This is a genomic window from Actinoplanes sp. NPDC049802 (genome assembly GCF_040656595.1).
In the GTDB taxonomy this organism is placed as follows: Bacteria; Actinomycetota; Actinomycetes; order Mycobacteriales; family Micromonosporaceae; genus Actinoplanes.
In genome coordinates this window covers 1-26,610 of the sequence record NZ_JBFAMR010000094.1, presented here as the reverse complement: position 1 = coordinate 26,610, position 26,610 = coordinate 1, and the positions used below count along the sequence as shown (strand labels likewise).

General features: G+C 72.2%; 23 protein-coding genes. 18 read left to right on the top strand and 5 right to left on the bottom strand.

The window, feature by feature from the left end; all coding sequences use genetic code 11:
• Window positions 1-39 precede the first annotated feature (39 nt).
• The 4 genes from AB0I88_RS36720 (at window position 40) to AB0I88_RS36705 (ending at window position 3,777) form a co-directional block, all read left to right on the top strand.
• Window positions 40-1,053, top strand: coding sequence for an ABC transporter ATP-binding protein (locus AB0I88_RS36720; RefSeq protein ID WP_361035825.1), 1,014 nt, complete (start codon window positions 40-42; stop codon window positions 1,051-1,053).
• A gap of 114 nt (window positions 1,054-1,167) precedes the next feature.
• Window positions 1,168-2,604 (top strand): cellulase family glycosylhydrolase, encoded by a 1,437-nt coding sequence (locus tag AB0I88_RS36715; protein WP_361035817.1) that lies wholly within the window; start codon window positions 1,168-1,170, stop codon window positions 2,602-2,604.
• A 169-nt stretch (window positions 2,605-2,773) separates the two neighbouring features.
• Window positions 2,774-3,142, top strand: a complete 369-nt coding sequence (locus AB0I88_RS36710; RefSeq protein ID WP_361035815.1) for a metalloregulator ArsR/SmtB family transcription factor — start codon at window positions 2,774-2,776, stop codon at window positions 3,140-3,142.
• Window positions 3,139-3,777: an SRPBCC family protein gene (locus AB0I88_RS36705; RefSeq protein ID WP_361035812.1), complete on the top strand. Its 639-nt coding sequence runs from the start codon at window positions 3,139-3,141 to the stop codon at window positions 3,775-3,777. The genes AB0I88_RS36710 and AB0I88_RS36705 overlap by 4 nt, the downstream gene beginning before the upstream one ends.
• Window positions 3,778-3,813: 36 nt before the next feature.
• Here the strand turns inward: AB0I88_RS36705 and AB0I88_RS36700 are convergent, their stop codons facing one another.
• On the bottom strand, window positions 3,814-4,806 hold the full coding sequence (locus AB0I88_RS36700; protein WP_361035809.1) for a sulfotransferase: 993 nt from the start codon (window positions 4,804-4,806) through the stop codon (window positions 3,814-3,816).
• A gap of 101 nt (window positions 4,807-4,907) precedes the next feature.
• Here AB0I88_RS36700 and AB0I88_RS36695 point away from each other — a divergent pair, with 101 nt between their 5' ends.
• A complete protein-coding gene (locus AB0I88_RS36695; RefSeq protein WP_361035806.1) occupies window positions 4,908-5,630 on the top strand; it encodes an arylamine N-acetyltransferase in 723 nt (240 codons plus the stop codon).
• Window positions 5,631-6,095: an OsmC family protein gene (locus AB0I88_RS36690; protein ID WP_361035803.1), complete on the top strand. Its 465-nt coding sequence runs from the start codon at window positions 5,631-5,633 to the stop codon at window positions 6,093-6,095.
• Window positions 6,096-6,167: 72 nt separating this feature from the next.
• Here the strand turns inward: AB0I88_RS36690 and AB0I88_RS36685 are convergent, their stop codons facing one another.
• A complete protein-coding gene (locus AB0I88_RS36685; RefSeq protein ID WP_361035800.1) occupies window positions 6,168-7,205 on the bottom strand; it encodes an ABC transporter substrate-binding protein in 1,038 nt (345 codons plus the stop codon).
• A gap of 205 nt (window positions 7,206-7,410) precedes the next feature.
• Between AB0I88_RS36685 and AB0I88_RS36680 the strand changes: the two genes are divergently transcribed.
• The 4 genes from AB0I88_RS36680 to AB0I88_RS36665 are packed head-to-tail and all read left to right on the top strand — an operon-like array spanning window position 7,411 to window position 11,874.
• Window positions 7,411-8,361 (top strand): iron chelate uptake ABC transporter family permease subunit, encoded by a 951-nt coding sequence (locus tag AB0I88_RS36680; protein WP_361035823.1) that lies wholly within the window; start codon window positions 7,411-7,413, stop codon window positions 8,359-8,361.
• Window positions 8,362-8,372: 11 nt separating this feature from the next.
• A complete protein-coding gene (locus tag AB0I88_RS36675) occupies window positions 8,373-9,380 on the top strand; it encodes an iron chelate uptake ABC transporter family permease subunit (RefSeq protein ID WP_361035797.1) in 1,008 nt (335 codons plus the stop codon).
• A 23-nt stretch (window positions 9,381-9,403) separates the two neighbouring features.
• Window positions 9,404-10,219: an ABC transporter ATP-binding protein gene (locus tag AB0I88_RS36670; protein ID WP_361035794.1), complete on the top strand. Its 816-nt coding sequence runs from the start codon at window positions 9,404-9,406 to the stop codon at window positions 10,217-10,219.
• Between the two features lie 47 nt (window positions 10,220-10,266).
• Window positions 10,267-11,874, top strand: coding sequence for a methyl-accepting chemotaxis protein (locus AB0I88_RS36665; RefSeq protein WP_361035791.1), 1,608 nt, complete (start codon window positions 10,267-10,269; stop codon window positions 11,872-11,874).
• A 184-nt stretch (window positions 11,875-12,058) separates the two neighbouring features.
• Here AB0I88_RS36665 and lhgO read toward each other — a convergent pair whose 3' ends face one another.
• Complete coding sequence (lhgO, locus tag AB0I88_RS36660) at window positions 12,059-13,255, bottom strand: L-2-hydroxyglutarate oxidase (protein WP_361035788.1); 1,197 nt, start codon at window positions 13,253-13,255, stop codon at window positions 12,059-12,061.
• Window positions 13,256-13,556: 301 nt separating this feature from the next.
• Between lhgO and AB0I88_RS36655 the strand changes: the two genes are divergently transcribed.
• The 8 genes from AB0I88_RS36655 to AB0I88_RS36620 all read left to right on the top strand — a co-directional run bounded on the left by AB0I88_RS36655 (window position 13,557) and on the right by AB0I88_RS36620 (window position 25,005).
• Complete coding sequence (locus tag AB0I88_RS36655) at window positions 13,557-14,156, top strand: DUF4956 domain-containing protein (protein WP_361035785.1); 600 nt, start codon at window positions 13,557-13,559, stop codon at window positions 14,154-14,156.
• Window positions 14,153-14,929 carry a polyphosphate polymerase domain-containing protein gene (locus AB0I88_RS36650; RefSeq protein WP_361035782.1) on the top strand — a complete coding sequence of 259 codons (777 nt, stop codon included), beginning with the start codon at window positions 14,153-14,155 and terminating at the stop codon, window positions 14,927-14,929. Before AB0I88_RS36655 ends, AB0I88_RS36650 begins: the two co-directional genes overlap by 4 nt.
• Entirely contained in the window at window positions 14,929-16,743 is a 1,815-nt protein-coding gene (locus AB0I88_RS36645; protein ID WP_361035779.1) for a carbohydrate-binding domain-containing protein, read from the top strand. Before AB0I88_RS36650 ends, AB0I88_RS36645 begins: the two co-directional genes overlap by 1 nt.
• Before the next feature lie 293 nt (window positions 16,744-17,036).
• Window positions 17,037-17,873, top strand: a complete 837-nt coding sequence (locus AB0I88_RS36640; RefSeq protein ID WP_361035820.1) for a helix-turn-helix transcriptional regulator — start codon at window positions 17,037-17,039, stop codon at window positions 17,871-17,873.
• Between the two features lie 63 nt (window positions 17,874-17,936).
• Complete coding sequence (locus tag AB0I88_RS36635; protein ID WP_361035776.1) at window positions 17,937-18,884, top strand: phosphodiester glycosidase family protein; 948 nt, start codon at window positions 17,937-17,939, stop codon at window positions 18,882-18,884.
• A gap of 5 nt (window positions 18,885-18,889) precedes the next feature.
• Entirely contained in the window at window positions 18,890-19,957 is a 1,068-nt protein-coding gene (locus tag AB0I88_RS36630) for a glycosyltransferase (RefSeq protein ID WP_361035773.1), read from the top strand.
• Between the two features lie 13 nt (window positions 19,958-19,970).
• Window positions 19,971-21,467, top strand: coding sequence for a GGDEF domain-containing protein (locus tag AB0I88_RS36625; protein ID WP_361035770.1), 1,497 nt, complete (start codon window positions 19,971-19,973; stop codon window positions 21,465-21,467).
• Between the two features lie 67 nt (window positions 21,468-21,534).
• Window positions 21,535-25,005, top strand: a complete 3,471-nt coding sequence (locus AB0I88_RS36620) for a BTAD domain-containing putative transcriptional regulator (protein ID WP_361035767.1) — start codon at window positions 21,535-21,537, stop codon at window positions 25,003-25,005.
• Window positions 25,006-25,034: 29 nt separating this feature from the next.
• Here AB0I88_RS36620 and AB0I88_RS36615 read toward each other — a convergent pair whose 3' ends face one another.
• Window positions 25,035-26,294: a hypothetical protein gene (locus tag AB0I88_RS36615; protein WP_361035764.1), complete on the bottom strand. Its 1,260-nt coding sequence runs from the start codon at window positions 26,292-26,294 to the stop codon at window positions 25,035-25,037.
• A gap of 49 nt (window positions 26,295-26,343) precedes the next feature.
• The coding region (locus tag AB0I88_RS36610) for a MerR family transcriptional regulator (protein ID WP_361035761.1) at window positions 26,344-26,610 on the bottom strand (267 nt) is incomplete at its 5' end.

Sequence of the window (26,610 nt, the reverse complement as noted above, 5' to 3'; positions counted from 1 at the left end):
ACCAGCAGGGCCGTCAACGACAATCCGGACCAGACCACGATGTCAGCGGTCGGGGTGTTGTCGACGCGCGGTTCCGGCGGCCAGTTATTGGTGTACGCCCTCGACGATCTGGACCTGTCGATCGAGCCGGGCGAGTTCGTCACGCTGCTCGGGCCGTCCGGCTGCGGCAAGACCACCGCGCTGCGGATCCTGGCCGGTCTGGAGAACGCGGACGCCGGCCGGGTGCTGGTCGACGGGACGGATGTGACCCGGCTGCCGGCCAACCGGCGGGGCATGGGCATGGTGTTCCAGGCGTACAGCCTGTTCCCGCATCTGAACGCCCGGCAGAACGTGGAGTTCGGGCTGCGGCTGCGCCGTGGTTCGCTGAGCCGGGCCGGGGAGATGCTGGAGCTGGTCGGCCTGAGCGGCTACGCCTCCCGCTATCCGCATCAGATGTCCGGCGGTCAGCAGCAGCGGGTGGCGCTGGCGCGGGCGCTGGCGATCGAGCCGCGCGTGCTGCTGTTGGACGAGCCGCTGTCCGCACTGGACGCCAAGGTGCGGGTGCAGTTGCGCGACGAGATCCGCCGGATCCAGACCGAGGTGGGCACCACCGCCTTGTTCGTGACGCACGATCAGGAGGAGGCGCTGGCGGTCGCCGACCGGGTCGGCGTGATGCGGGCCGGGCGTTTGGAGCAGCTGGCCGCACCGGCGGAGGTGTACTTGCGCCCGGCGACCGCGTTCGTGGCCGACTTCGTCGGGCTGAGCAACCGGCTGCCCGGTGTGGTGACCGGTGACGTGGTGGAGGTGCTCGGCGCCCGGCTGCCGCTCGTCACACCGCACGCCGGCGGCGAGGTGACCGCGCTGGTGCGGCCGGAGGCGATCGACGTGGTCCCCGGCCCGGAGGGTGGCGCCACGGTGCTGTCCACCAGTTTCCTCGGCCCGACGAGCAGGGTCACGGTGGCCGTGAGTGATCATCTGGTGGTGGCGCAGGTGCCCAGCGGCCGGTTGCCGGATTTGTCCACGGGCACCCGTGTCGATGTCACGATCCGGCCGATGGCGGTCGCTCTCGAATAGACAGGTATTTACCGTCACGTTACAGTCGGGGGCCATGGGAGCGCTCCCAGCGCGGATTACCCCACTGTCGTTCACCAGCGACGGTCCGCGTCCATCCCCCGAGGTGATGTCTTCGTGAAACGCCGTACCACAACCATCCTAGCCACGGTGCTGGCCGCGGCCGCCGCGTCCACCGTCGCCTTCTTCGCGCTCCCCGCGAGCGCGGAGACGGCGACGTTCCGGGTGGCGAACTCCTGGAGCAGCGGCTACCAGGGTGAGATCACCGTCAGCAATCCGTCCTCGTCGGCGATCAGCACGTGGAAGGTGCAGCTGACCCTGCCGGCCGGCACCTCGGTCACCCAGGCCTGGAGCTCGACGCTCACCACCAGCGGCAACACCTACACCTTCACCCCGGCGGCCTGGAACGGCACGATCGCCGCCAACTCCTCGGCCAACTTCGGCTTCATCGTCACCGGCGCCGGCCGGCCGACCGGCTGCGTGGTCAACGGGCAGGCCTGCACCGGTGTGACGACGCCGACCAGCTCGCCGGCGTCCTCCCCCAGCACCGGCGTCTCGCCGAGCGCCAGTGTCTCGCCGAGTGTTTCGCCGAGCACCGGCACACCGCCGGTCAACGGCACCCCGGTCGGCGTCAACGGCCAGCTGAAGGTCTGCGGCAACAAGCTCTGCAACCAGTACGGCAAGCCGATCCAGCTGCGCGGCATGAGCACCCACGGCATCCAGTGGTTCCCGGCCTGCTACACCGACGCGGCGCTGGACGCGCTGGCCACGGACTGGAACTCGGACCTGTTCCGGGTGTCGATGTACGTCCAGGAGCAGGGTTACGAGACCGACCCGGCGGGCTTCACCACGCGGGTCAACAACCTGGTCGACGAGGCCGAGCAGCGGGGCATGTACGCGCTGATCGACTTCCACATCCTCACGCCGGGCGACCCGATGTACAACCTGGAGCGGGCCAAGACCTTCTTCGCCCAGGTGTCGGCCCGGAACGCCGCCAAGAAGAACGTCATCTACGAGATCGCCAACGAGCCCAACGGCGTGAGCTGGGCGACCATCAAGAACTACGCCGAGCAGGTCATCCCGGTCATCCGGGCGAACGACCCGGACGCGGTCGTGGTCGTCGGCACCCGCGGCTGGTCGTCGCTGGGCGTCTCCGAGGGCGGCAACTCGGCCGAGATCATCAGCAACCCGGTGAACGCGTCCAACGTGATGTACACCTTCCACTTCTACGCGGCGTCCCACAAGGACAACTACCGCGCCGAGGTGGAGCGGGCCGCGGCCTCGCTGCCGCTGTTCGTGACCGAGTTCGGCACGGTGTCCTACACCGGTGACGGCGCGGTCGACACGGCCAGTTCGAACGCCTGGCTGGACCTGCTGGACCGGCTCCAGATCAGCTACGCCAACTGGACGTTCTCCGACGCGGGCGAGGGCAGCGCGGCGCTCCGGCCGGGCACCTGCGCGGGCGGATCGTTCGCCGGGACCGGGGTGCTGACCGAGTCGGGTCAGCTCATGCGCTCGCGGATCCGTACCGCGGACAACTTCCCGACCGCCTGAGAACCGTGTGAGCCGGCCGGTCCCGCTCCCGCCAGAGCGGGTCCGGCCCGGCGGCCCGCACCCACGATCCGGGTCGCCGACCGCGCCGGGCCCGCCCCCTCCACCGGGCGGGCCCGGCGCCCTTTTTCAATCTCACACTTATATAAGTAGCATCTGATAGGGTGACCCTGTGCATGCGTTCGATGTGCTCGGCGATCCGGTCCGGCGCCGGATCCTCGAGCTGCTCGCCGAGGGCGAGCAGACCTCCGGCGCCGTCACCGCCACCATCCGGGCGGAGTTCGGCATCACCCAGCCGGCCGTGTCCCAGCACCTGCGGGTGCTGCGCGACAACGGCTTCGCCACCGTGCGGCCCGACGGCGCACGCCGCCTCTACGCGGTCGACGACACCGCGTTCCGGCAGGTGGACGAATGGCTGGCACCCTTCCGGCGGTTCTGGGCGCCGCACCTCGCCGCGATGGCCACCGAGGTGGCCCGCGGCAAGCGCCTGCGGCGACTGGCCGCCGGCGAGGGACCCACCGATGCGAGGAGCACGCGATGATCGAGGTCAAAGAGCAGATCAGCGAGGTACGGCGGGCCATCGGCAGTCGTGTCCTGGAGGCCGGCGAGGCCCGGGTCATGACGATCAGCCAGGCCTACGACACCGGCATCGAGGACCTGTGGGACGTGGTCACCGACCCGGAGCGGATCCCCCGCTGGTTCCTGCCGGTCTCCGGTGACCTGCGCGAGGGCGGGAGATACCAGTTCGAGGGCAACGCCGGCGGCACGATCACGAAGTGTGACCGGCCTCGCGCCGTCGCCGCCACCTGGGAGTTCGGCGGCGGCATCAGCTGGGTGGAGGTCCGGCTGACCCCGGAGGAGGACGGCCGCACCCGGTTCGAGCTGGAGCACGTGGCCCACGTCGACGACGAGCACTGGGCGCAGTACGGTCCCGGCGCCGTCGGCCTCGGCTGGGAGGGCGCCTTCTGGGGCCTGGCCAACCACCTGGCCGACCCGGGCGCCCCGCTCGACCCGCAGGCCGCCATGGCCTGGATGATGTCCGACGACGGCAAGCTGTTCATGCGCCTGTCCGCCGACGCCTGGGCCGAGGCCGACATCGCCTTCGGCACCGAGCCCGGGCAGGCCCGGCGCCAGGCGGAGAACACTCTCAAGGCCTACCTCGGCGAGGAGCACTGACGTCCTGCTGAGGGCCGGCCGCCTCGCCGCCGGCCCTCAGGAGACGGACTCCAGGCGGGCCGGGAGGGCCGGGCCGCGGCGGCGGGCGCGCAGGCTCCCGCGTACGTCCGCGGCACGCTCCCGGGCCGGGCCGAGCTTGTCGCGCACCGTCAGCCAGGTGCGGGCCGCCCTGATCTCGGGGGTACGGCGGCAGCCGGTCGACAACCGGTAACCGAACCGGGTCAGCCGGTCCCCGAAGATCGCCTCACAGCGGTCGGCCTCCTCGGCCGTGAGCCGCGTCTGCCAGCTGCTCACCCGGGCCGTGGTCACCTCCGCGCGGGTCAGGGCGTGCCAGGTCTTGTACTCGGGGACGGCCACCGGGGCGAGGTCGCACGGGCGGGCCATCGCCGGGTCGTACTCCTCGCCCAGGAAGTCGCAGATCGCCCGCAGGTGCGGCACCGGATCGGCGACCAGGTCCTCGTAGCGGAGCTGGTGGTAGACGTCGGCCGGGTAGGCGCGGGCGGCCCGCAGCGACGAGTCGGCGGAGCGCGCCCAGATGTCGATCAACTGGTCCAGGTCACCCGAGATCCACGGCGCCTCCTTGAGCGAGGCCACGCAGTCCCGCCCGTCCCGCACGATGTTGATGATCTGCGCGTCCGGGAAGAGCCGCCGGATGGTCGGCAGGTGCCGCAGGTAGAGCGGCCGTTTGTCACCCCAGCGCGGTTTGCCGAACCGCTGGGCGTACAGCTGGAAGACCGTCCCGAGCGCCGAGCCGAGGGTGGGCGGCGCCGCGACGATCGCCTCGATCGTCGCCTGCCGGTCCAGGGCCAGGTCGCCGAAGTGGCTGGTGCCGGTGATGAACTCGGCCAGGGCCCGGCGCTGGGCCGGCTCGCTGAGGTCGCCGAACCGGTGCCGCCGCTGGTAGGCGGGGATCAGGAAACGGCTCTCCGGGGGCAGCGCGATCCGCGGGTGTGCGTGCAGCATGAGCTGGAGCATCGTGGTGCCCGAGCGCGGGCAGCCGACGACGAAGATCGGTCGGTCACTGGACATACCTAGACCGTAAAATAGTTTATGTCCGTTTTGCAAAGAAGATGCCGATAGCGGCGGCCCGACTTGACCTCAACCCAGGTCGAGGTCGCACGCTGGGAGGCATGGACGTCACCGCTTACCTCGACCGGATCGGCGCCGCCCCCGCCGCGAGCCTGCACGACCTGCACCGGGCCCACCTCACCACGGTGCCCTTCGAGAACCTCGACATCCATCGGGACGAACGGATCTCGCTCGACCCGGACGATCTCTTCGACAAGATCGTACGAAGGCGGCGCGGCGGCTTCTGCTACGAGCTGAACGGGCTGTTCGCGCTGCTGCTGGAGCAGCTCGGGCACACCGTCACCCGGGTCGCCGCCCGGGTGTACGGCGACGACGGCCGGCTCGGGCCGCCCTTCGACCACCTGGCGCTGATCGTCGACGGGGACCGGCTCGCCGACGTGGGCTTCGGTGACCACAGCACGTACCCGCTGAGCGTCACCGACCGTACCGTCCAGGACGACCCGGGCGGCCGGTTCCTCGTCGAGGAGACCGCCGACGGTGATCTGCGGGTGCTGCGCGACGGGCGGCCCGCCTACCTGATCGAGACCCGGCCCCGGGAACTGCGCGACTTCGCCGCCACCTGCTGGTACCAGCAGACCTCTCCGGCCTCCCACTTCACCCGCGGCACCGTGTGCACGCTGCTCACCGGCGACGGACGGATCACGATCAGCGGCAAGACCCTCATCCGTACGGTCGCGGGCAGCCGTACCGAGACCGTCCTGGACGGGCAGGAGGCCCTGCGCGACGCGTACCGTGAGCATTTCGGCATCTCGTTGGGAGGGTGAATGCCACTCGCGCACCACTACGCCACCGTCGTCACCTGGACCGGCAACCGGGGCACCGGCACCAGCGGCTACCGCGACTACGGCCGCGACCACGAGGTGACCGCCGACGGGCCGGCGCCGATCGCGGGCAGCTCCGACAGGACGTTCCGCGGCGACCCGGACCGGTGGAACCCGGAGCAACTGCTGCTGGCCTCGCTGTCGCAGTGCCACATGCTGTCCTACCTGCACGCCTGCGCCGACGCGGGGATCGTCGTCACGTCGTACGTGGACCGGGCCGCCGGTGAGATGACCACCCGCGCCGGGTCCGGGCGGTTCACCGAGGTGGTGCTGCGGCCCGAGGTCACCGTGGCGTCGCCGGAGATGGTGGAGACCGCGGTCAAGCTGCACGACGACGCGCACCACGCCTGTTTCATCGCCAACTCGGTCAACTTCCCGGTCCGCCACGAGCCGGTGGTCACGGCCTGACGATGGGTGGTCCGGAGGTGACGAAGCCCCGCCACCGGTGTGCGCCGGTGGCGGGGCTGGTGCCGGCGCGGGTCAGGCGAGCTTCTTGGACTTCGTGATCGCCGCGGTGATCGCCTCGATCAGCGGGGCCGAGCTCGCCCACGAGTAGATCGGGACGGCCTGCCACGGGAAGACCTGGTTGGCCTTGACGGCGGGCAGCGCGGCCCAGCCCGGCTTGGACGCCAGGTCGTTGGGCTGCAGGGTGCCGGTCCGCGCGTCGAGGAAGATGATGTCGGCGTGGTACTTGTCCGCGTTCTCCCAGCTCAGCGACTCGTAGTAGTCGGTGCCCTTGACCTCGGGCATGACCAGGTCGACGCCGAGCTCCTTGAAGTACATGAGGTCGGAGCTGACCGCCGCGCTGGACACGTAGAAGACGTCGGCGGCGCCGGAGCCGAACAGCACCTTGATGCCGCCCGCCGCCTTGGCCGCGGCGCTCAGGTCGGCGGCGGCCTTCTCGAAGCGGACCTTGGCCTCGGTCACCTTCGGCGCGGTGAGGTCGGCGCCCAGCGACTCGGCGAGCTCGGCGTACCGCTCGATCGGCTTGTTCAGCGGGACCCGGCCGACGGTGATGGTGGCGGCGGGGGCGAGCTTGAGGATCTGGTCCTTGCTGGCGTCCGGGATGTACCAGTACGCGCCCGGGTCGAACATGTGGGTGATCAGCAGCTCGGGCTGCAGCGCCGCGTACTTCTCGACGGAGAACTCGCCCCAGGCGTTACCGATGATCTGGACCTTGTCGATGTCCAGGTCGCCGGCCTGCTCCTCGGCGGTGCCGTCGGCCTTCTTGGTCTCGCCGAAGACACCGACGATCTTGTCCTGGAGGCCCAGGTCGACGAGTGCCGCGGCGGTGCCGGTGAAGGCGACGATCTTGCCGGGGGTCTTGTCGGCCTTGTGCTCCTTCGGCTGGTCGTCGGTGAACGACCAGGGCCCGGCCGCGGCGGCGGGGGCGGACGTGGCCGAGGACGACCCGGTCTCCGCGTTGCCACCGCAGGCGGCGAGCAGGGCGCCGGACGCGGCGGCACCACCCGCGGCCAGCAGGCCACGACGGGACAAAGAAAGCTGGGAGTACTTCATCTTCAAGTCTTTCTGAGGGTACGACCGGTCCTTCGACCGAGTGAGATGGTTAGGCTAACCTAACGAGCCGAACGCACGTCAACAGGACCCGGATCACCAGGGCGGGAGAGCAGCACTGTCCACCATCGACACCCCCGTGCAGCAGAGGTTGCGCACCCCCTCACCGGCCCGTCCCGGCCGGCGCTCGTCCGTACGCCTGCTCGGTCTGCTCCTCGCTCTCCTGGCGCTCGCCGCCGTCCTCGTGCTGAGCATCGGATTCGGCGCCCGCTTCCTCTCCCCCACCGAAGTCTGGGCCGGCCTGACCGACCCGGCGTCGGAGTACTACCGAATCGTCCACGAGATGCGCCTGCCGCGTACCCTGCTCGGCCTGATGGTCGGGATGGCGCTCGGCCTGGCCGGCGCCATCATGCAGGCCCTGACCCGCAACCCGCTGGCCGACCCGGGCCTGCTCGGCATCAACGCCGGCGCCTCGGCGGCGGTCGTCAGCGCCGCGGTCTTCCTCGGCATCGGCGCCTTCTCCGGATTCGTGTGGTTCGCCCTGGGCGGCGCCGCGATCGTCACGGCGCTGGTGTACGCGGTCGGCGGCGGCCGCTCCGCCACCCCCGCCCGGCTCGCGCTCGCCGGGGCCGCTCTCAACGCCGCGCTGTACTCCTACGTCAGCGCCACCCTGCTCTCCGACACGCAGGCCATCGACCGGGTCAAGTTCTGGACGGCCGGCTCGCTGGCCAGCGCCGACTTCGCCACCGTCGAGATGCTCCTGCCGTTCTTCGCGGCCGGCCTGCTGGCCGGCCTGCTGATCGCCCGGCCGCTCAACGCCCTGTCGCTCGGCGACGACGCGGCCCGCGCCCTGGGCGCCCGGCCGACGGTGATCCGCGTCGCGGTGATCATCGCGGTCACCCTGCTGTGCGGCAGCGCCACCGCGGCGTGCGGCCCGATCATCTTCGTGGGCCTGCTCGTGCCGCACATGGTGCGCCCGCTCACCGGCCCCGACCTGCGCTGGCTGCTGCCCTACACCGCGGTGCTGGCCCCGGTGCTGCTGCTCGGCGCCGACGTGCTCGGCCGGATCCTGGGCAGCCCTGGCGAACTGCAGGTGGGCACGGTCACCGCGGTCCTCGGCGGCCCCCTGTTCATCTACCTGGTGCGGGTCGCGCGATGACGCTGGTGGACGTGAGAAGAAACCCGTCCGGCGTCCGGCCCCGGACCGTGGCGGTCGGCCTGATCGCCGCCGTCGCCACCTTCGTGGTCGGCGTGTTCAGCCTGGGCACCGGCGACTTCCCGATCGCCCCGGCGGACGTGGTGGCGACCCTGTTCGGCGAGGGTGACCCGGCCCACGAGTTCATCATCGGCGAGCTGCGGCTGCCCCGGCTGATCACCGCCGTACTGGTCGGCGCGGCCCTGGCGGCCGGTGGCGCGGTCTTCCAGTCGCTGGTCCGCAACCCGCTGGGCAGCCCGGACATGCTGGGTGTCACCAACGGCGCCAGCACCGCGGCGCTGGTCGTGGTGGTCGTCGGCGGCTCGGACCTCCAGCTGTCGATCGCCGCCGTCGCCGGCGGCATGGCCGCCACCCTGCTGATCCAGCTGATCGCCGGCCGGGCCCTGCACGGCTTCCGGTTCATCCTGATCGGCATCGGCATGGCCGCGGTCCTCACCGGCATCAGCAGCTACCTGCTGACCCGCGGCCAGCAGATGGAGAACGCCCGGGCGCTGCTCTGGCAGACCGGCAGCCTGGACGGCCGGGACTGGACCCAGGCGGTGCCGCTGCTCGTCGTGCTCGGCGCCGTGCTGCCGTTCCTGGTGCTGGCCTGCGGTCCCGGCCTGCGAATCCTGGAGATGGGCGACGACGCGGCGTCGGCGCTGGGCGTGCCGGTCCCGCTGCTGCGCAACGGCGCGCTGCTGGCCGCCGCGCTACTGGTGTCGTTCGCCGCGGCCGCCGCCGGCCCGGTCGCGTTCGTGGCGCTGATCGCGCCGCATCTGGCGAAACGGCTCACCCGGGCGCCCGGCCCCAACCTGCTTCCCTCCATCGCGGTCGGCGCGCTGCTGCTCAGCGGCGCCGACTTCATCGCCCAGCACGCTCTCGACGACCGGGCGCTCCCGGTCGGTGTGGTCACCGGCCTGGTCGGTGGCGTTTACCTGGTCTGGCTGCTCACCACCGAACGGCGGGCGGGACGGATATGACGGACACGGCAACAGGAGAGCACATGACCCGCCTCAGCGGCACCGGGATGACACTGGCCTACGACAAGCGGGTCATCGCCGAGGAGCTCAGCGTCGAGATCCCGGACGGCTCGTTCACCGTCATCATCGGGCCCAACGCGTGCGGCAAGTCGACCCTGCTGCGGGCGCTGTCCCGGCTGCTCAAACCCACCGCCGGCACGGTGCTGCTGGACGGCCGGGACGTGCACTCGCAGCCCACCCGTACCGTCGCGAGGACGCTCGGCCTGCTCCCCCAGTCGTCGACCGCGCCGGACGGCATCACGGTGGCCGAACTGGTGGCCCGCGGCCGCTACCCGCACCAGAGCATCCTGCGCCGCTGGTCGGCCGAGGACGAGCGGGTCGTCAACGAGTCGATGGAGTCGACCGGGGTGGCCGACCTCGGCGACCGCAACGTCGACGAACTCTCCGGCGGCCAGCGGCAGCGGGTGTGGCTGGCCATGGCGCTGGCCCAGCAGACGCCGCTGCTCCTGCTCGACGAGCCCACCACGTACCTGGACATCGCGCACCAGATCGAGGTGCTGGACCTCTGCGCCGAGCTGCACGAACACCAAGGCCGTACCCTCGTCGCGGTCCTGCACGACCTGAACCACGCGGCCCGCTACGCCACCCACCTGATCGCCATGCGGGACGGGAAGGTGGCCAGCTGCGGGCTGCCCGGCGACGTGCTCACCGCCGAACTGGTGGAGGAGGTCTTCGGCCTGCCGTGCCGGGTGATCGACGACCCGGAGACCGGCACACCGCTGGTGGTCCCGGCCGCCCGTCGCCGCGCGCAGGATCTCTCAACCAACGCCCCGGTCTGACGAATGGAGAGGGGTCCAGTCCTTCTCCCCCCGCCGGAGCGTAAGAGATGTCCCCTGATGCGGCGCCGGAGCACGTGAGCGGCAACGCCGTGACCCGATGGTTCACCGACCTTCGAGTCCGGACGAAGGTCCTGGCCGCGGTGTCGCTGGTGGCGGTCTTCGTGACCGCCGCCTGCGTGCTGGCCGTCGCGCGGATGGCGGAGATGGACCGGCGTCTCAACGAGGTGCGTGCCACCAACGTCACGAATCTGGCGCTGCTCGGCGACATCCGCGGCCACCAGGCATTGATCAACCACTACGCCGCCGCCCGTCTGGCAGCCCGCTCCGACCCGGCGGCGCAGGCCTCCATCAGCAAGCAGCAGGCCGTGACGATCGGGGACCTCGACGAGACGCTCGAGGCGTACCGCGCCCAGCCGAAGAGCGCGGCCGAGGAGAAGACCCTCGCCGAGTTCGCCGGTTACTGGGACGAGTACACCGCGGCGATGGCCGACATCGCGGCGCGCCGGCCGCCGAAGATCGACTTCGACGCCGTCAACAACGGCATGGAGAGCACCATCGCCACGCTCGCCGGAGAGACGGCGCACAGCGCGGACGAGGCGGTGGCCGAAGCGCACGAGCACTACCTGACCGCTCGCACCGAGGTGCTGATCGTGCTCGGCCTGGGTCTCCTGGTGGGCATCGGGCTGGCGGTGCTGACCGCCCGCTCCATCACCCGGCGGCTGGACCCGGTGGCCGCGGCCATGGAGGCGATGGCGGCCGGCGACCTCACCCGCGACGTCCCGGCGGCCGGCAAGGACGAGATCGGCGCCATGGCCCGCTCGGTGAACAAGGCGACCCGGTCGGTCCGCGAGACCGTCGGCGCGCTGGCCGAGAGCGCCCAGCTGCTGGCGCGGAACACCAAGGAACTGTCGAAGGTCAACGACCAGACGGTGGCCGGCTCCGAGGCGGTGTCGGCCGGAGCCGGCTCGGCCACCAGCTCCGCCGACGAGGTGTCGTTCAACCTGCAGACGGTCGCGACCGGCGCCGACGAGATGGCCCTCGCCATCCAGGAGATCTCGCAGAGCGCCGTCGCCAGCGCGAGCGTCACCATGGAGGCGGTCACCGTGGTCGCCGAGACCACCGCGACGGTCAGCAAGCTGGGCGCCAGCTCGCAGGAGATCGGCGACGTGGTGAAGACGATCACCGCGATCGCCGAGCAGACGAACCTGCTGGCCCTGAACGCGACGATCGAGGCCGCCCGCGCCGGCGAGTCCGGCAAGGGTTTCGCCGTGGTGGCCAGCGAGGTCAAGGACCTGGCCCAGGAGACCGCGAAGGCGACCGAGACCATCTCGCAGCGGGTGCAGGCCATCCAGTCCGACACCGAGAGCGCGGTCGCGGCGATCGTCCGGATCGGCGCGGTGATCGAGCGGATCAACCAGTTCCAGACGACGATCGCGTCGGCCGTCGAGGAACAGACCGCGACGACCGCGGAGATGAACCGCAACGTGGCGACCGCGGCGGCGGGCGCCAAGGAGATCGCCGGCAACATCGGCCACGTCTCCAGCGCCGCCGAGCAGTCCAGGACGGCCGTCGCGGCGGGCCGGCAGGCGGCTACCGATCTGGCCTCGCTCGCCGACGACCTGCACCGCCTGGTCGGAAGGTTCAGCCTCCGGTAAAGATCAAGATCATGCGGTCGTGGCGGGTGGTGGGTACAGACCGTCGCTCCCGCCGAGGGAAGGGCCGGGGCCCAGCTGCGCCGGCCCTGGCCCTTCGACCTGCGTGCGTGGACGCGCCCGAACCCTCCGGGGCGCGCCCGGAACGGATCCCCGAATCGGCTCCGCACGCCGGGAGGGCTCGGCGTCACGCGCCGAAGACGTCGGCGACCACGTGCCCGGCGATCGCCATCGACGACGTCGCCGCAGGTGAGGGCGCGTTCCGTACGGCCGTGATCGGCCCCATCCGGTGGATGCGGAAGTCGTCGACGAGGCTGCCGTCGCGGTCCAGCGCCTGGGCGCGTACCCCGGCGCCGGCCCGCACCACGTCGGCCGCCCCGATCTCCGGGACGTAGCGCATCGCCTCGGCCATGTAGCGGCGTTTGGACAGCGAGCCGCGCACCTCCTTGACACCGGTACGCCAGTGCCGGCGGGCCATGTGCCAGGTGCCCGGCCACGCCGCGATGCCGGCCAGGTCGGGGATCGAGAAGCTGGTCCGCCGGTAGCCTTCCCGGGCGGTCGCCAGGACCGCGTTCGGCCCGACCTCGACGACACCGGTCACCCGGCGGGTGAAGTGCACGCCGAGGAACGGGTACCGCGGGTCCGGCACCGGATAGATCATGCCGCGGACCAGGTCCGCCTTCTCGTCGCGGACCCGCATGTACTCGCCGCGGAACGGGATGATCCGCGGCTCGGCGGTGTCGCCGGCCAACCCGGCGACCTTGTCGGAATGGATGCCGGCGCAGACGATCACCTGGTCGACGGTGACGTCCCGCTCGCCCGCGACGATCCGGATCCGGCCGGACTCGCGGCGGATCGCGGAGACGCCGAAGCCGAACAGGACCTCACCACCGGCCGCCCGGATGTCCTCGGCGAACGCCCTCGCGACGCCGGGGAAATCGGTGATCGCCGTCTGCGGCGAGTGCAGCGCGGCCAGGCCGGCGGCGTGCGGCTCGATCTCGCGGATCCCGGCCGGATCGACCCGGCGCAGTCCCGGTACGCCGTTCTCGCGCGCCCGTCTCTCCAGGTCGCCGAGCCGCCCCAGCTCGTCCTCGCGTACCGCCGCGACCAGCTTGCCGCACTCGTCGTACGCGATCCCCCGGTCCGCGCAGTACTCCCGCAGCAGCAGCCGCCCACGGGTGCACAGCTCGGCTTTCAGGCTGCCCGGCGGGTAGTAGATGCCGGCGTGCACCACCCCGGAGTTGTGGCCGGTCTGGTGCCGGGCCACGTCGCTCTCCTTCTCGACGACCACGACGCGGGCGCCCGGCCGTCGCAGGGTCATCTCCCGGCCGATCGCCAGGCCGACGATGCCGGCCCCGATGATCCCGATGGTCTCGTCCGCCACGTGTGTCGCCTCTCTGGTGCGGCCGCCTCGGATTCCGAAGTGGACGTCGAAGGTCTTGCCCCTGGTATAGAACCGCACCGCCTCCACACCCTGCCCCGAGACCGAGACCGAGACCGGGTCACGGAGCGGTATGTACCGGCCCCCGTCCGGGCACGGCGGCACAGGGCGGCGGCCCGGCCCGGGCATCCGAGAACCGGCTCCGGGAACTCTGAGTCACGGCACAGAGGTCTCACAGTGCCTGGACAGGATCTTCCGGCGAAATGGAAACACCTGATGAACGACGCCTGAAGGAAGTCTCCTCGTGACCACGTTGCTCGCCGTCGCCGCGGATCTCTTCGCGATCACCGTCCTGACGTTCGGTGTCTACTTTCCCCGCCACCGGCGCCGAGACCTGGTGGCCGCCTTCCTCGGAGTGAACATCGGCGTCCTGGCCGTGGCCAGCGTGCTGGGATCCTCGACCGTCGGCGCCGGCCTCGGTCTCGGCCTCTTCGGCGTCCTGTCGATCATCCGGCTCCGCTCGGACGAGATCAGCCAGCACGAGATCGCCTACTACTTCGCCGCCCTCGCGCTGGGCCTGATCGCCGGGCTCGGCGACGTCATGGACGCGCTGCACCTCGGGCTGATGGCGCTGGTGGTGGCCGCTCTCTTCGTCGGCGACCACCCGGCCCTCTTCCGCCGGCATCGCAACCAGCTGCTCCGGCTGGACGTGGCACACACCGACGAGGACGCGCTGCGCACCCACCTGGAGGCGCTCCTCGGCGGCCGGGTGACGAACGTGGTGGTCAAGCAGATCGACCTGGTCAACGACAGCACCCTGGTCGAGGTCCGCTACGTCGTGCCGGCCGGCGGCCCGGCCGTCGCCCCGCTCGGCCCGCGGATGGAGCGGGTGAACGCCCGATGACGATCACCACCGAGGTCCCCCTCTTCGACCGGTTCGACCCGATCTCCCTCGACGAGCTGGTCGGCGCGGCCGCCCTGCTCACCCGGCTGGACCGCAAGTACGTGCTCCCGGCGGCCGCGCTCGGGACCCTCCTGGACCGGATGCCGGCCGATGTGCGGGTGCTGCGGATCGACGCTCAGCGCACCTTCGGATACCGGTCGGTCTACTTCGACACCGCCGGCCTGGACGCCTACCGGGCCGCCGCCCACCAGCGCCGCCGACGGTTCAAGATCCGGGTGCGGACCTATCTGGACAGTGGGCTGAACTTCGTCGAGGTGAAGACCCGCGGCTCCCGCGGCGAAACCGTCAAGGAACGGATCCCGTACGCCGGAAACGGCGGCGACCTGGGCGCGGAGGGACGGGCCTACGCCTGCGCGACCCTCGCCGGCGCCGGGATCCGCCCCGACGGCTACGAGTTCCGGCCGGTGCTGGCGACCCACTACCGCCGCAACACGCTGTACGTCCCGTCGACCGGCAGCCGGGTCACCATCGACACCGGGCTGAGCTGGATGCTTCCGGACGGATCGGCGGTACACATGCCGCGTTCGGTGATCGTCGAGACCAAGTCCGGCCGGGCCGCCTCCGACGTCGACCGGCTGCTCTGGTCCCTGGGCCACCGCCCGTGCCGCATCTCCAAGTACGCCACCGGCCTGGCCGCGCTGCGCCCCGAACTCCCCGCCAACCGCTGGCACCCCGTTCTCCGCCGGCACTTCTCCACCGTGAAAGGGTTCTGATGAGACTCCGCAAGAAGGTCGTCGCCGCTGTCAGCTCCCTGGTCCTGGCCACCGCCGCGCTGGCCGGCTGTTCGCCGGACAGCGCCACCGGGACGGCGACCACCGCCACCGCCACCGCGGCGGCCGCCGCCGTCACCGTCGACGGCACCCAGGACGCCGCCGCCGTCCTGGCCGCCAACGAGGCGGTCCACTCGGCCGGGTCCTCCGGCTCGGGTGTCACCGGCACCGTCCGGCTCACCGGCGACTCGGCCACCTCCACGGCCGACGGGGTGAAGGTGGACGGCTCGACGGTCACCATCACCGCGGCCGGGACGTACACGATCAGCGGGGAACTGGCCGGGCAGATCGTGGTGAACGCCCCGGACGCCACCGTCACGCTGATCCTGGACGGCGCCGAGATCACCAGCTCGGAGACCGCGGCGATCGCCGCCACCGAGGCCAAGGAGCTGGTCGTCCAGCTCGCCGGCGGCTCCACCAACACCCTCGCCGACGCCTCGTCGTACGCCGAGGACGCCGACGTGAACGCCGCCCTGTTCAGCGCGGGCCACCTGACGATCACCGGCGCCGGGAAGCTGACCGTGACCGGCAACGGCAACGACGGCATCGCGAGCAAGGACGGTCTGCTCGTCGACTCCGGCACGATCACCGTGACGGCCCAGGACGACGGCCTGCGCGGCAAGGACTACGTGGTGATCGACGACGGCACGATCACGGTGACCGCGGGCGGCGACGGCGTGAAGTCCGACAACGAGGAGGACGCCTCCACCGGGTACGTCGCGATCGCCGGCGGCACGGTGAAGCTGACCAGCAAGGGCGACGGCGTCGACGCGGTCACCGACGTGGTCGTCACCGGCGGCACGGTGACCGTGGCGGCCGGCGGCGGGCACGGTGTCGAGCCCTCCGGCGACGACTCGGCCAAGGGCCTCAAGGCCGGTGTGATCCTGGTCCTCGAGGGCGGCACGGTGACGGTGGACTCCTCGGACGACGCCGTGCACAGCGACGGCGCGGTCCACTTCACCGGCGCCGGGGTGACCGCGGCCAGCGGCGACGACGGCGTGCACGCCGAGGGCCAGCAGATCATCGACGGCGGGTCCCTGAACGTCATCGCGGCGGTCGAGGGCCTGGAGGCGGCCGACTTCGTGCTCAACAAGGGCACCGTGCACGTGGTGTCCAGCGACGACGGCATCAACGGCGCGGGCGGCACGAGCGCCGCGGAGACCGCCACCGACCAGGGCGGCGGCTTCCCCGGCGGCGGCCCGGGTGGTGGCGGTGACACGGTCGGCGCCTTCTCGGTCACCGTCACCGGCGGCACCCTGGTGATCTACTCCGACGGTGACGGCCTGGACTCCAACGGCACCGCCTCGATCACCGGTGGCACCGTCGTGGTGAACGGACCGGAGGGTGACGGCAACGGCGCCGTCGACGTCAACGGCAGCTTCACCATCAGCGGCGGCACCCTGCTCGCGGCCGGAAGCGCCGGCATGGTGGTGGCGCCCGGCACCGACTCGAAGCAGGGCTGGCTCTCCGCGACCCTGGACAGCGCGGTCGCGGCGGGCGCCACGGTGCAGATCGTGGACGGTGACGGCGAGGTCGTCGCCACCTACGTGACCACCAAGAGCACGCAGAACATCGTCTTCTCGTCGTCGGCGATCACGTCCGGCCAGAAGTACACCGTCCACACCGGCGGCGAAGCGACCGGGACGACCGTCGGCGGCCTGTACGAATCCGGCAAGCTCGGCCCGGCCACCGAGATCGCCACGGTGACCGCCGGCGAGGCCCCGGCCGGCGGGCACGGCGGACGCCAGCCCCGCTGATCTCTTCCGCGCACCACCCGAGGCGGCGCCCCGGGACCGGCCACACCTCCCGCCGGTTCCGGGGCGCCGCCGTATCGTCATGTCGTGTGCACGCGCCGTCGCTCTTCGAGTCGACCTTCACGGTGAGATGATCGCCGGCGTGAGTATGCTGAGGCCGACCTGCCGCACCGGATCCACCCAGCACTGTCGATGAGGTCCACGTGCCCGACGAAGTGACCGACGACGACCACGACGACATCAACGGCGACGAGAAGCACGGCGAGAACGACCGGAGCGGGGCCACCGTCCGCCGCCTGCAGATCGGCGGGCATCTGCGTACCCTGCGCCGGGCCAGAGGGCTGAGCCGCGAGCAGGCCGGCTATGAGATCCGGGCGTCCGAGTCGAAGATCAGCCGGATGGAGCTGGGCCGGGTCAGCTTCAAGGAGCGGGACGTCACCGACCTGCTGCGGCTGTACGGCGTGGACGACCCGGCCGAGCACCGCCGCGTCCTCACCATGGTCCGCGAGGCGAACGCGCCGAGTTGGTGGCAGGCGTACGGCGACGTCCTCGACACCTGGTTCCAGAACTATCTCGACCTCGAGCAGGCGGCCGAGCTGATCCGCACCTACGAGGTCCAGTTCGTGCCCGGCCTGCTCCAGACCGACGCGTACGCGCGTGCCGTCATCAAGCTCGGCCACGCCACCGGCGGCCCGGAGGAGATCGACCGCCGGGCCCGGCTCCGGATGGCCCGCAAGCAGGTGCTGCACCGCGCCGACGCGCCCCGGCTCTGGGCCGTCCTGGACGAGGCGGTGCTGCTCCGGCCGATCGGCGGCACCGACGTGCTCCGCGAGCAGATCCGCCATCTGCTGGAGGTGTGCCGGTCGCCCCGGGTCCGGCTCCAGGTGATGCCGTTCGCGAAGGGCGGTCACGCGGCGCTGGGCGGCGCCTTCAGCATTCTGCGGTTCCCGCACGAGAAGCTGCCCGACGTGGTCTACATCGAACACCTCACCGGCGGCCTCTATCTGGAGAAACGCGACGAGGTGGACCGTTACGCGGCGGCCATCGGGCGCCTGTTCATCGAGGCGGAGCAGCCGGACCGTACCCCGGCGCTCCTCCAGCGGCTGCTGGACGACCTGGACGCCTCCTCGTAACCCTTGGTCTACCGATAAACGTCGCACAGGGCGCCCACAAGATCCACGGCTTCACTTCGGGGCGTGACCAGTGAACCCGTTACCGCCCGCCGTATCAGCCGCCGTGGCCTGCTCGCCGGTGGCCTGGGCCTGCTCGCCGCCGCCGGCGGCGGCAGCGCCTGGGCCCTCGACCGTTACGTCCTCGATCACGTGGAGGTGTCCGGCGCCTCCACCCTGACCGCGCAGAACGTGGTGGCGGCCGAGCCCGACAGCGGCGGCTCCGCCACCGCGACCTCCTACACCAGCGACACCGCGCGGATCTCCGTCGAGACGGTGACCACCGGGTCCGGCGACGACCGGGTGACCTACTTCGTGGCGGACGTACGGGTCAGCGACGCCACCATCGTCAAGTCGGCGTTCGCCGAGGACCGGTTCGGCGAGAACATCATCGCGAACCCGTCGGAGATCGCGGCCGGCGTGGGCGCGGTCCTGGCGATCAACGGCGACTACTACGGGTTCCGGGACACCGGCATCGTGATCCGCAACGGCGTGAAGTTCCGGGACGCGGGCGCACGGCAGGGGCTGGCCCTGTACGCGGACGGTTCGATGCGGCTCTACGACGAGACCACCACCAGCGCCGGCGAGCTGATCGCCGACGGGGTGTGGAACACGCTGTCGTTCGGGCCCGGGTTGGTCGACGACGGCAAGGTCATCGACGGGATCGACCGGGTGGAGGTGGACACCAACTTCGGCAACCACTCCATCCAGGGGAGGCAGCCGCGCACCGGCATCGGCCTGGTCGCCGCGAACCATCTGCTGTTCGTGGTGGCCGACGGGCGCAGCAGCGGGTACAGCCGGGGCGTCACCATGCCGGAGTTCGCGCGGATCTTCGCCGACCGGGGGGCGCGTACGGCGTACAACCTGGACGGTGGCGGCTCGTCGGTGATGGTCTTCCGGGACGAACTGGTCAACAACCCGCTCGGCAAGGGCAAAGAGCGGGGCACCAGCGACATCCTGTACGTCGCGGGCTGACCGCCGTGATCGTGCTGATTCCCGCGTACCAGCCCGACCAGCGGCTCACCGAACTCGTCGAACGGCTGGACCGTCACCGGGTGGTGGTGGTCGACGACGGCAGCGGTCACGCGTACGCCGAGGTCTTCGCGAAGGCCCACCGGGCCGGCGCCGAGGTGATCACGCTGAGCCGCAACCGGGGCAAGGGTTTCGCGCTCAGGACCGGGTTCGCGCACATCGAGGCCCGCCATCCGGGCGAGGACGTGGTCTGCGCGGACAGCGACGGCCAGCACCGGGTCGAGGACATCGAGGCGGTCGCCGCCCGGGTGCGGATCTGCGGCGCCGCCATGGTTCTCGGGGTGCGGCGCTTCACCGGCCGGGTCCCGGCCCGCAGCCGGTACGGCAACGCCGCCACCCGGATCCTGTTCCGCCTGATCACCCGTCTCGCGGTGACCGACACCCAGACCGGGCTGCGCGGCTATCCGGCCCGCACCCTGCCCTGGCTGGTCCGGGTTCCCGGGGACCGGTTCGAGTACGAACTGCGCCTGCTGCTGCGGGCCGCCCGCGAGCGCAGGGACGTCGAGGAGGTCGAGATCGCCACCGTGTACCTGGACGGCAACCGGTCGTCCCACTTCCGGCCGGTGATCGACTCGGCGCGGATCTACGGCCCGCTGTTCGCCTTCGCCGGATCGTCGCTGCTCGCCTTCGCGGTCGACGCCGCCCTGCTCGCCGGCTTCGTCGCCGTCAGCGGGCATCTGGCCGCCTCGGCGGTCGCGGCCCGCCTGATCAGCGCCACCCTGAACTACACCGTCAACCGCGGCGCCGTCTTCCGGCACGGCACTCCCGCGCCGCACCGTGAGGCCGCGCCGCGTTACGTCGCCCTCGCCGCCGTCTCGCTCGCCGCCAACGTGGCACTGCTGCACCTGCTGACGGCCGCGACCGGCTCGCTGGTGGCGGGCAAGCTGGCCACCGAGTCCGGGTTGTTCCTGGCCGGGTTCGCCGTCCAGCGGGCGTTCGTCTTCCGCCGCGGCACGGCCGGCCCCCGTCGCACCCGGATCGCAACCGAACGACAGCCGGCCGGCACCCGGCGCTGATCACTCTGGCCGCATGAGCGAAGCCTTGGGCGCCGTGCGGACCCGGCGGGTGGCGGCCTGGCAGGTCTGCCTGGCCGCCGGAGTGGTCATCATCGGGGTCTACTTCCTGCTGGTCAGCGCCGGTGTCCTGCCGATGGCCCAGGTGGCGCTCTACGTCAGCGCCAACGCCACGTTCGCGGTCTGTGCCCTGCTCCGGGCCCGGCGGCACCGGGGGATGCGGAGGATCCTCTACCTGCTGGCCGCGTCGGCGGTCGCCGGTGTCGTCGGCGATGTGCTGTTCTACTTCGACGCACTGATCCACGGCGAGCCGCCGTATCCCGGTGTGCCGGACCTGTTCTACCTGATCAGCTATCCCTTGATGGCGGCCGCGCTGCTGCTGGTCATCCGGCGGCGCACCCCCGGCTGGGACAGCGCCAGCATCATCGACGCGGCCATCGTGGCGATCGGCGCCGGCTACCTGGTGTTCCTGTTCCTGATCGTGCCGAACATCGACTTCTCGGACCGGTTCACCTCGCTGGTGTCGGTGTCGTACCCGGTCGGCGACCTGATGCTGATGGTCGTCGGCGCCCGGCTGATGCTCGGCGCCGGCCCGCGCACCACCTCGCTGCGGTTCATCGGCGTCTACCTCATGCTGGTGCTGTTCGCCGACAGCATGTACGGCATCCAGACCCAGCTCGACACCTACCAGGCCGGGAACTTCCTGGACGCGTTCTGGATGTCGGCGGGCTTCGTCTTCTCGGCCGCGGTCCTGCACCCGTCGGCCCCGCAACTCGTCGCCGCCTCCAACGCGGCCACGCCGGACGCCACCACCGGCCGCCTCGTCATCCTGGCGGTGGCCGCGTTGACGGCGCCGACGTCGATGGCGATCCAGCACTTCCGCAACGAACCCGAGTACCTGATCGCCGCGGCGGCCGTCTGCAACGTACTGTTCCTGCTGGTCATGGTCCGGATGGCGGGGCTGGTCCGGGCGCAGCGGCTGGCCGCCATCACCGACGGCCTCACCGGGCTGCGCAGCCGCCGCTACTTCGAGGAGGCGCTCGGCAACGAGGGCGCCCGCGCCACCCGCTACGGCGTGCCGTTCAGCGTGCTGCTGCTGGACATCGACCACTTCAAGAAGGTCAACGACACGTTCGGGCACGCCGGTGGCGACCGGGTCCTGGTCGAGGTCACCCACCGGCTGCGGGAGCTGATCCGCCCCGGCGACGTGGTCGCCCGCTACGGCGGCGAGGAGTTCGCGGTGCTGCTGCCCGACACCCGGCCGGACGAGGCCCGGGAGATCGCCGAACGGGTCCGCCGCGGCGTCGGCGTCGCCCCGATCGCGGTCTCCGAATCGCGCATGCACCGGGTCACCGTGTCGGTGGGCGTGGCCGGGATGCCCACCGCCGGATCCACCGACGAGCTGGTGCTGGCCGCCGACCGGGCCCTCTACGCCGCCAAGAACGCCGGCCGCAACCAGGTCGCCTGCGCGACCGAACCGGCCGAGCCGGCCCTCGGCCCGGTCGCCGCCTGACGGCTCCGTCCCGGAGGTGACCTGTGCCTCCCCTCCGGGACGGGCGCCGCACGGCAGAATCGTCGCCATGCGCTTCGGCATCCTCGGTCCCCTGTGGGCGGAACACGCGGACGGGACACCGGTCCCGCTCGGCGGGCCCCGCCTGCGGGCGCTTCTGGCGATGCTGCTGCTGGACGCCGGCCGCCCGGTCGGCATCGACCGGCTGATCGACGGCCTCTACGGCGACCGCCCACCGGCCGGTGCCGGCAACGCCCTGCAGTCCCAGGTGTCCCGGCTGCGGCAGGTGCTGCCGGTCGAGCACGGCCCGGCCGGCTACCGGCTGGCCGTTCCACCGTCCGAGGTGGACGCGCACCGTTTCACCGCACTCGCCGCCGACGGCCACCGGGCCCTGCGCGCCGGTGACCCCGCCCGGGCGGTGTCCGTGCTCCGCGAGGCCGTCGGCCTGTGGCGCGGCGACGCCCTCGCCGACGTCCGGGCCGCGCCGTTCGCGGCCGCCCACGTCACCCGCCTCACCGAACTGCACCTCACCGCCGTCGAAGACCTGCACGAGGCGATCCTGGCCGGCGCGCCGCCCACGCCCGGCGCGATCACCGAGCTGCGCGGCCTGATCGCCGCGCATCCGCTGCGCGAGCGTCTCCGGGTCCTGCTGATCCGTTCCCTCACGGCCGCTCATCGCACGGCCGAGGCCCTTTCGGCGTACGACGACGCGCGCCGGACCCTGGCCGGCGAACTGGGTGCGGATCCCGGCCCGGAGCTGGCCGCCGTGCACGCCGCCCTGCTCCGTCAGCCCCGGCCCGCGCCCGCGCCGCCGGTCCGGCCTGTTCACCCGGAGACCGGCGACGGACAGCGGGCACGGCCGCTCCCCCACCCGGAGACCGGCGACGGGCCGCGGCCACGTCCAACGGCCGGGACTCCGCTCCGGCATGGGGTGCCGAGTCAGCTGACCAGCTTCGTCGGACGGGACGGGGAGCTGGCCCGGGTGGCGGCCGCGTTGCGTACCGGGCGGCTGGTGACCCTGCACGGGCCGGGAGGCGTGGGCAAGACCCGGCTGGCCGCCGAGGTCGCGGCCCGGCACGACGGTGACGTGTACTTCGCCGAGCTGGCCGCCACCGGCCCCGGCGACGTCGCGGGGGCGCTGCTCACCGCCCTGGGTGTGCGCGATCCGGCGCGGCGGGACCCGGGCCGGCTGCCCGGCGCAGCGGAACGTCTGGCCGCCGCCCTCGCCGGCCGCCGCCTGCTGCTGGTGCTGGACAACTGCGAACACGTCGTCGACGAGGCCGCCACCCTGGCCGGTCATCTGCTCCCCCGGGCCCCGGGCCTGCGGATCCTCGCCACCAGCCGGGAGCCGCTCGGCATCACCGGCGAGATGCTGCACCCGGTCGGCGGCCTGCCGGTCCCGCCGGCGGACACCACCGACCTGACCGGTTTCGCGGCGGTGCGCCTCTTCGCCGACCGGGCCGCGGACGTCTCCCCCGGTTTCACCGTCACGCCGGCGAACGCCGCCGCGATCCGCGGCATCTGCCGCACCCTGGACGGCCTGCCGCTGGCTGTCGAACTGGCCGCGGCCCGTCTGCACGCGCTGCCGGTCGCCGAGGTCGCGGCCCGCCTCGACGACCGGTTCCGGCTGCTGTCGCGGGCCGGTCGCGGCGCCGCGGCCCGGCACCGGACCCTCCAGGCCGTCGTCGACTGGAGCTGGGATCTGCTCACCGAACCGGAACGTCTGCTGGCCCGCCGGTTCGCCGTCTTCGCCGGAAGCGCCACCCTGGAAGCGGTCGAGCGGGTGTGCGCGCCGGACGCGATCGGCCCGGCGGACGCACCCGCGGCCACACCGCACACCGGCCCCCGCCCGGACGGGCCCACCCCGGACACCACCGGTCCGGGCGGCACACCCGCCCCACAGGACGCCTTCCGGGCGCCCGCGACCACACCGCACACCGGCCCCCGTCCGGACGGGCCCACCCCGGACACCACCGGTCCGGGCGGCACACCCGCCCCACAGGACGCCTCCCGGGCGCCCGCGACCACACCGCACACCGGCCCCCGCCCGGACGGGCCCGCCCCGGACATCGTGGAGATTCTGGCCGGGCTGGTGGGCAAGTCGCTGATCGAGCGGGACGGCGAGCGCTACCGGATGCTGGAGACGATCCGCGTCTACTGTGCCGGGCGGCTGGACGAGGCGGGCGAGCGGGAACGGATGAACCGGGCTCATTCCGCGTACTTCCTGGATCTGGCGGCCGAGGCCGACCCGGTGTTGCGGACCGCCGGGCAGCTCGCCGCGCTGGAACGTCTCGACGCGGAGCGTGACAATCTGCACGCCGCGCTGCGGCGTGCCACGCCGCGGACGGCGTTGCGGCTGGTGGCCGCGCTCTCCTTCTACTGGTGGCTGCGCGGCCAGCGGGCGGAGGCCGCGACGCTGGCGCGGCTCGCTCTCGCGGCGGCCGGCCCGCAGCCGCCACCGGACCTCACCGAGGAGTACGCGATGTGCGTCTTCACGGTGGCGCTCGGCGGTTCCGGCCGCCCGGAGAGGCGCTGGACGGAGTTCATGCGCACGATGACCGCGCCGCCCCGGCAGCCGTTCCTGCTCTACCTGTCGGCGATGGCGGTCGGCCCGCCGGACGGCGACGCCGGCAGCATCGTGGAGCTGAACCGGCATCTGCGCGACCAGTTGAGCGGCGATCCGTGGAGCGAGGCCCTGGGCGCGATCGGCGGCGGCTGGATGGTGCTGTTCTCCGGCGCCGACCCGGCGCTGGCGGTGACCGAGTTCCAGGCCTCGCTCGACGGCTTCCGGGCCCTCGGCGAACGCTGGGGTGCCATGCTGGCCCTGTCCGGCCTGGCCGAGGTGGCCTCCTGGCGCGGTGACCCGGCCGCCGGGACGAAGCCGATCGCCGAGGCGTTGCGGCTGGCCGAGGAGCTGGGTTCCACGGTGGACGTGGCCGATCTGATCCGCGGCCGTGGTGAGGCCCGGCACGCGGCCGGTGACCGGGCCGGCGCGGCCGAGGACTTCTCCCGGTCGGTGGACCTGTCCCGGCAGGCGGGCGCGCCGGAGCTGACCGCGGCCGCGCTGCTGGGCCTCGGCTCGCTGGCTCTGGACCGGGGTGACCTGGCGGAGGCGTCGCGGCTGTGCTCGGCGGCGCTCGCCACCTGCCCGGAGGGCTGGTACAGCGCGGAGGGCACCCGGGTGGCGATCCTGGTGACGCTGGGCCGGGTCGCCGAGGCGGCCGGCGACCCGAAGGCGGCCGAGACCTGGTACCGGCAGGTGTTCACGATCCGCGGCGGGATGCTGGGTCTGCAGGTGATGGCGGAGGGTTTGGACCGGCTCGCGGCTCTGGCGGTGGCCGCCGGGCATCCGGAACGGGCCGCCCATCTGCTCGGCGCGGCCCAGGCCTTGTCGCTGCGCGGAGCGCCGAGGTCGTCGCGGGCGGGTGCGGAGACCGCGGCGGCCGCGCGGGCCGCGCTGGGCGATTCCCGGTACGCCGCCGCCGTGGCCCACGGCGGGTCCCTCACCCCGGAGCAGGCGCTCGCCCTCCCCGCCGCTTGAACACCCGGCCCCACCGCCGGAGGAGGCCGTCAGCCGGTGGGCTTCCAGATGGCGGTGTGGTACGCCGAGACGTTGTCGGCGGACAGCTCGGACCAGGCCACCGCGTTGCCGCTGCCGTGCACGATGCTGTGCCCGTCCACCGTTCCCAGCCGCCACAGCCGCTGCCCGGACAGTTCGTAGACGTACTGCCCGGCATCCCCGGACGCGCTGCCGTTGGACCAGGTCAGCAGGCTCGAGGTGAGGTTGACGTACATCGTCCAGGGTGCCGCGTGCTCCAGCGGGAAGGCGACTGCCTCGTTGTCCGCGGAGTCCCGGAGATAGAGGGTGGACCGCTCGTCCGACGGCGAGCTCACCACCCAGGCCAGACGTTCGCCCTCGGCCACCAGTTTGGAGACCTCCTGCTCGGCGCCGAGCGGGCCGGCGGCGACCGCCTGGTCATCGCCCGCCGGAGTCAGGCGGCGGATCTCGTAGCGGCCCTCGGGGAACCGGGGTGCGACGTCGTGGGATCGCACGTAGTACAGGTCGCTTCCCGCCGCCGCCGGGAACTTCGCCTGGTCGACCGCGACGTCCAGGGTGCCTTCGCCGGTCACCGGCCGCTTCATGACGCGCATGCCGAATTCGCGCTCGTCCTCGGTGGGGTAGGTGGTGGACCAGTACGCCGTACGGTCACCGATCACCGGTTCGCCGTTGCCCGGGCCGAGCGGAAGCCACGCCTTCGGTGCCATCGCGGCGGAGTCGCCGAGCAGGCGGGTCCGGCCGGTGGCCGCGTCGTACGCGTAGACGCGCCAGTCGAAGCGGTAGAGATCGGTGCTGGCCGTCTCGGCCCAGACCGCCACGCCGTCGCGTTCGGTGCCGCCGGCGGTCTGCCGCGGTGGCCCTCCGTAGCCGGCCGGCAGGGGGAAGGGGTGGAATCCACTGCCGTTCCACAAGCCGACCCGGCTCTGCCCGATGGCGACGGTCTCGTTGCCGGTCTTCGCCGGCGGGCTCATCGCGACCACCAGCTCGCCGGCCGCGGTCACCGCCAGCGGCTTGGTCGTGCGGCCGCCGTTCTGACCGGCCACGTAGTGCACGCGCTGCCACGGGCCGCGCGGCAATGCCTCACGCGCTTCCGTGGCCGGGACCGTCCGGGAGATCTTGAAGGTCTGGTCGGTGCGGGGCCCGGGCCCGGATCCCGCGGGCACAGCCGCGGAGGCCCCGGGCCGCGGCGTGGCGTCACCGCCGTCCTCCCGGCAGCCGGCGGCGGTCAGGACCACACAGACCGCCACGGCCGCCACCCCGATGACACGCATCCGGTTCACGGTACGGGTACGGGGTCGCGGTGTGGAGCATGGTGTGCGGTCAGGCGGCACTGGTTTGCCGGTGGCACTGGTGGTTCTGGTTGTGCCGGAGGGCTTCTTCGAGCTGGTCCTCGAGGATGATGATCCGGCAGGCGGCCTCGAGGGCGGTGCCGTGATCGACCATCTCCCGGGCTCGTGCGGCCAGGCGCAGCTGGTAGCGGGAGTAGCGGCGATGGCCGCCGGCGGACCGGAACGGGATGATCAGTTTCGCCTCGTCCAAGCGGCGCAGGAAATCCTGCGAGGCGCCTACGATCTCGGCGGCACGGCC

Excerpts from the sequence above, each read along its gene's own strand:
- AB0I88_RS36720 (WP_361035825.1), top strand. The coding sequence starts at position 40 with ATGTCAGCGGTCGGGGTGTTGTCGACGCGCGGTTCCGGCGGCCAGTTA.
- AB0I88_RS36705 (WP_361035812.1), top strand. The coding sequence starts at position 3,139 with ATGATCGAGGTCAAAGAGCAGATCAGCGAGGTACGGCGGGCCATCGGC.
- AB0I88_RS36700 (WP_361035809.1), bottom strand. The coding sequence starts at position 4,806 with ATGTCCAGTGACCGACCGATCTTCGTCGTCGGCTGCCCGCGCTCGGGC.
- AB0I88_RS36695 (WP_361035806.1), top strand. The coding sequence starts at position 4,908 with ATGGACGTCACCGCTTACCTCGACCGGATCGGCGCCGCCCCCGCCGCG.
- AB0I88_RS36690 (WP_361035803.1), top strand. The coding sequence starts at position 5,631 with ATGCCACTCGCGCACCACTACGCCACCGTCGTCACCTGGACCGGCAAC.
- AB0I88_RS36685 (WP_361035800.1), bottom strand. The coding sequence starts at position 7,205 with ATGAAGTACTCCCAGCTTTCTTTGTCCCGTCGTGGCCTGCTGGCCGCG.
- AB0I88_RS36670 (WP_361035794.1), top strand. The coding sequence starts at position 9,404 with ATGACCCGCCTCAGCGGCACCGGGATGACACTGGCCTACGACAAGCGG.
- AB0I88_RS36665 (WP_361035791.1), top strand. The coding sequence starts at position 10,267 with ATGTCCCCTGATGCGGCGCCGGAGCACGTGAGCGGCAACGCCGTGACC.
- AB0I88_RS36650 (WP_361035782.1), top strand. The coding sequence starts at position 14,153 with ATGACGATCACCACCGAGGTCCCCCTCTTCGACCGGTTCGACCCGATC.
- AB0I88_RS36645 (WP_361035779.1), top strand. The coding sequence starts at position 14,929 with ATGAGACTCCGCAAGAAGGTCGTCGCCGCTGTCAGCTCCCTGGTCCTG.
- AB0I88_RS36625 (WP_361035770.1), top strand. The coding sequence starts at position 19,971 with ATGAGCGAAGCCTTGGGCGCCGTGCGGACCCGGCGGGTGGCGGCCTGG.
- AB0I88_RS36620 (WP_361035767.1), top strand. The coding sequence starts at position 21,535 with ATGCGCTTCGGCATCCTCGGTCCCCTGTGGGCGGAACACGCGGACGGG.
- AB0I88_RS36615 (WP_361035764.1), bottom strand. The coding sequence starts at position 26,294 with ATGCGTGTCATCGGGGTGGCGGCCGTGGCGGTCTGTGTGGTCCTGACC.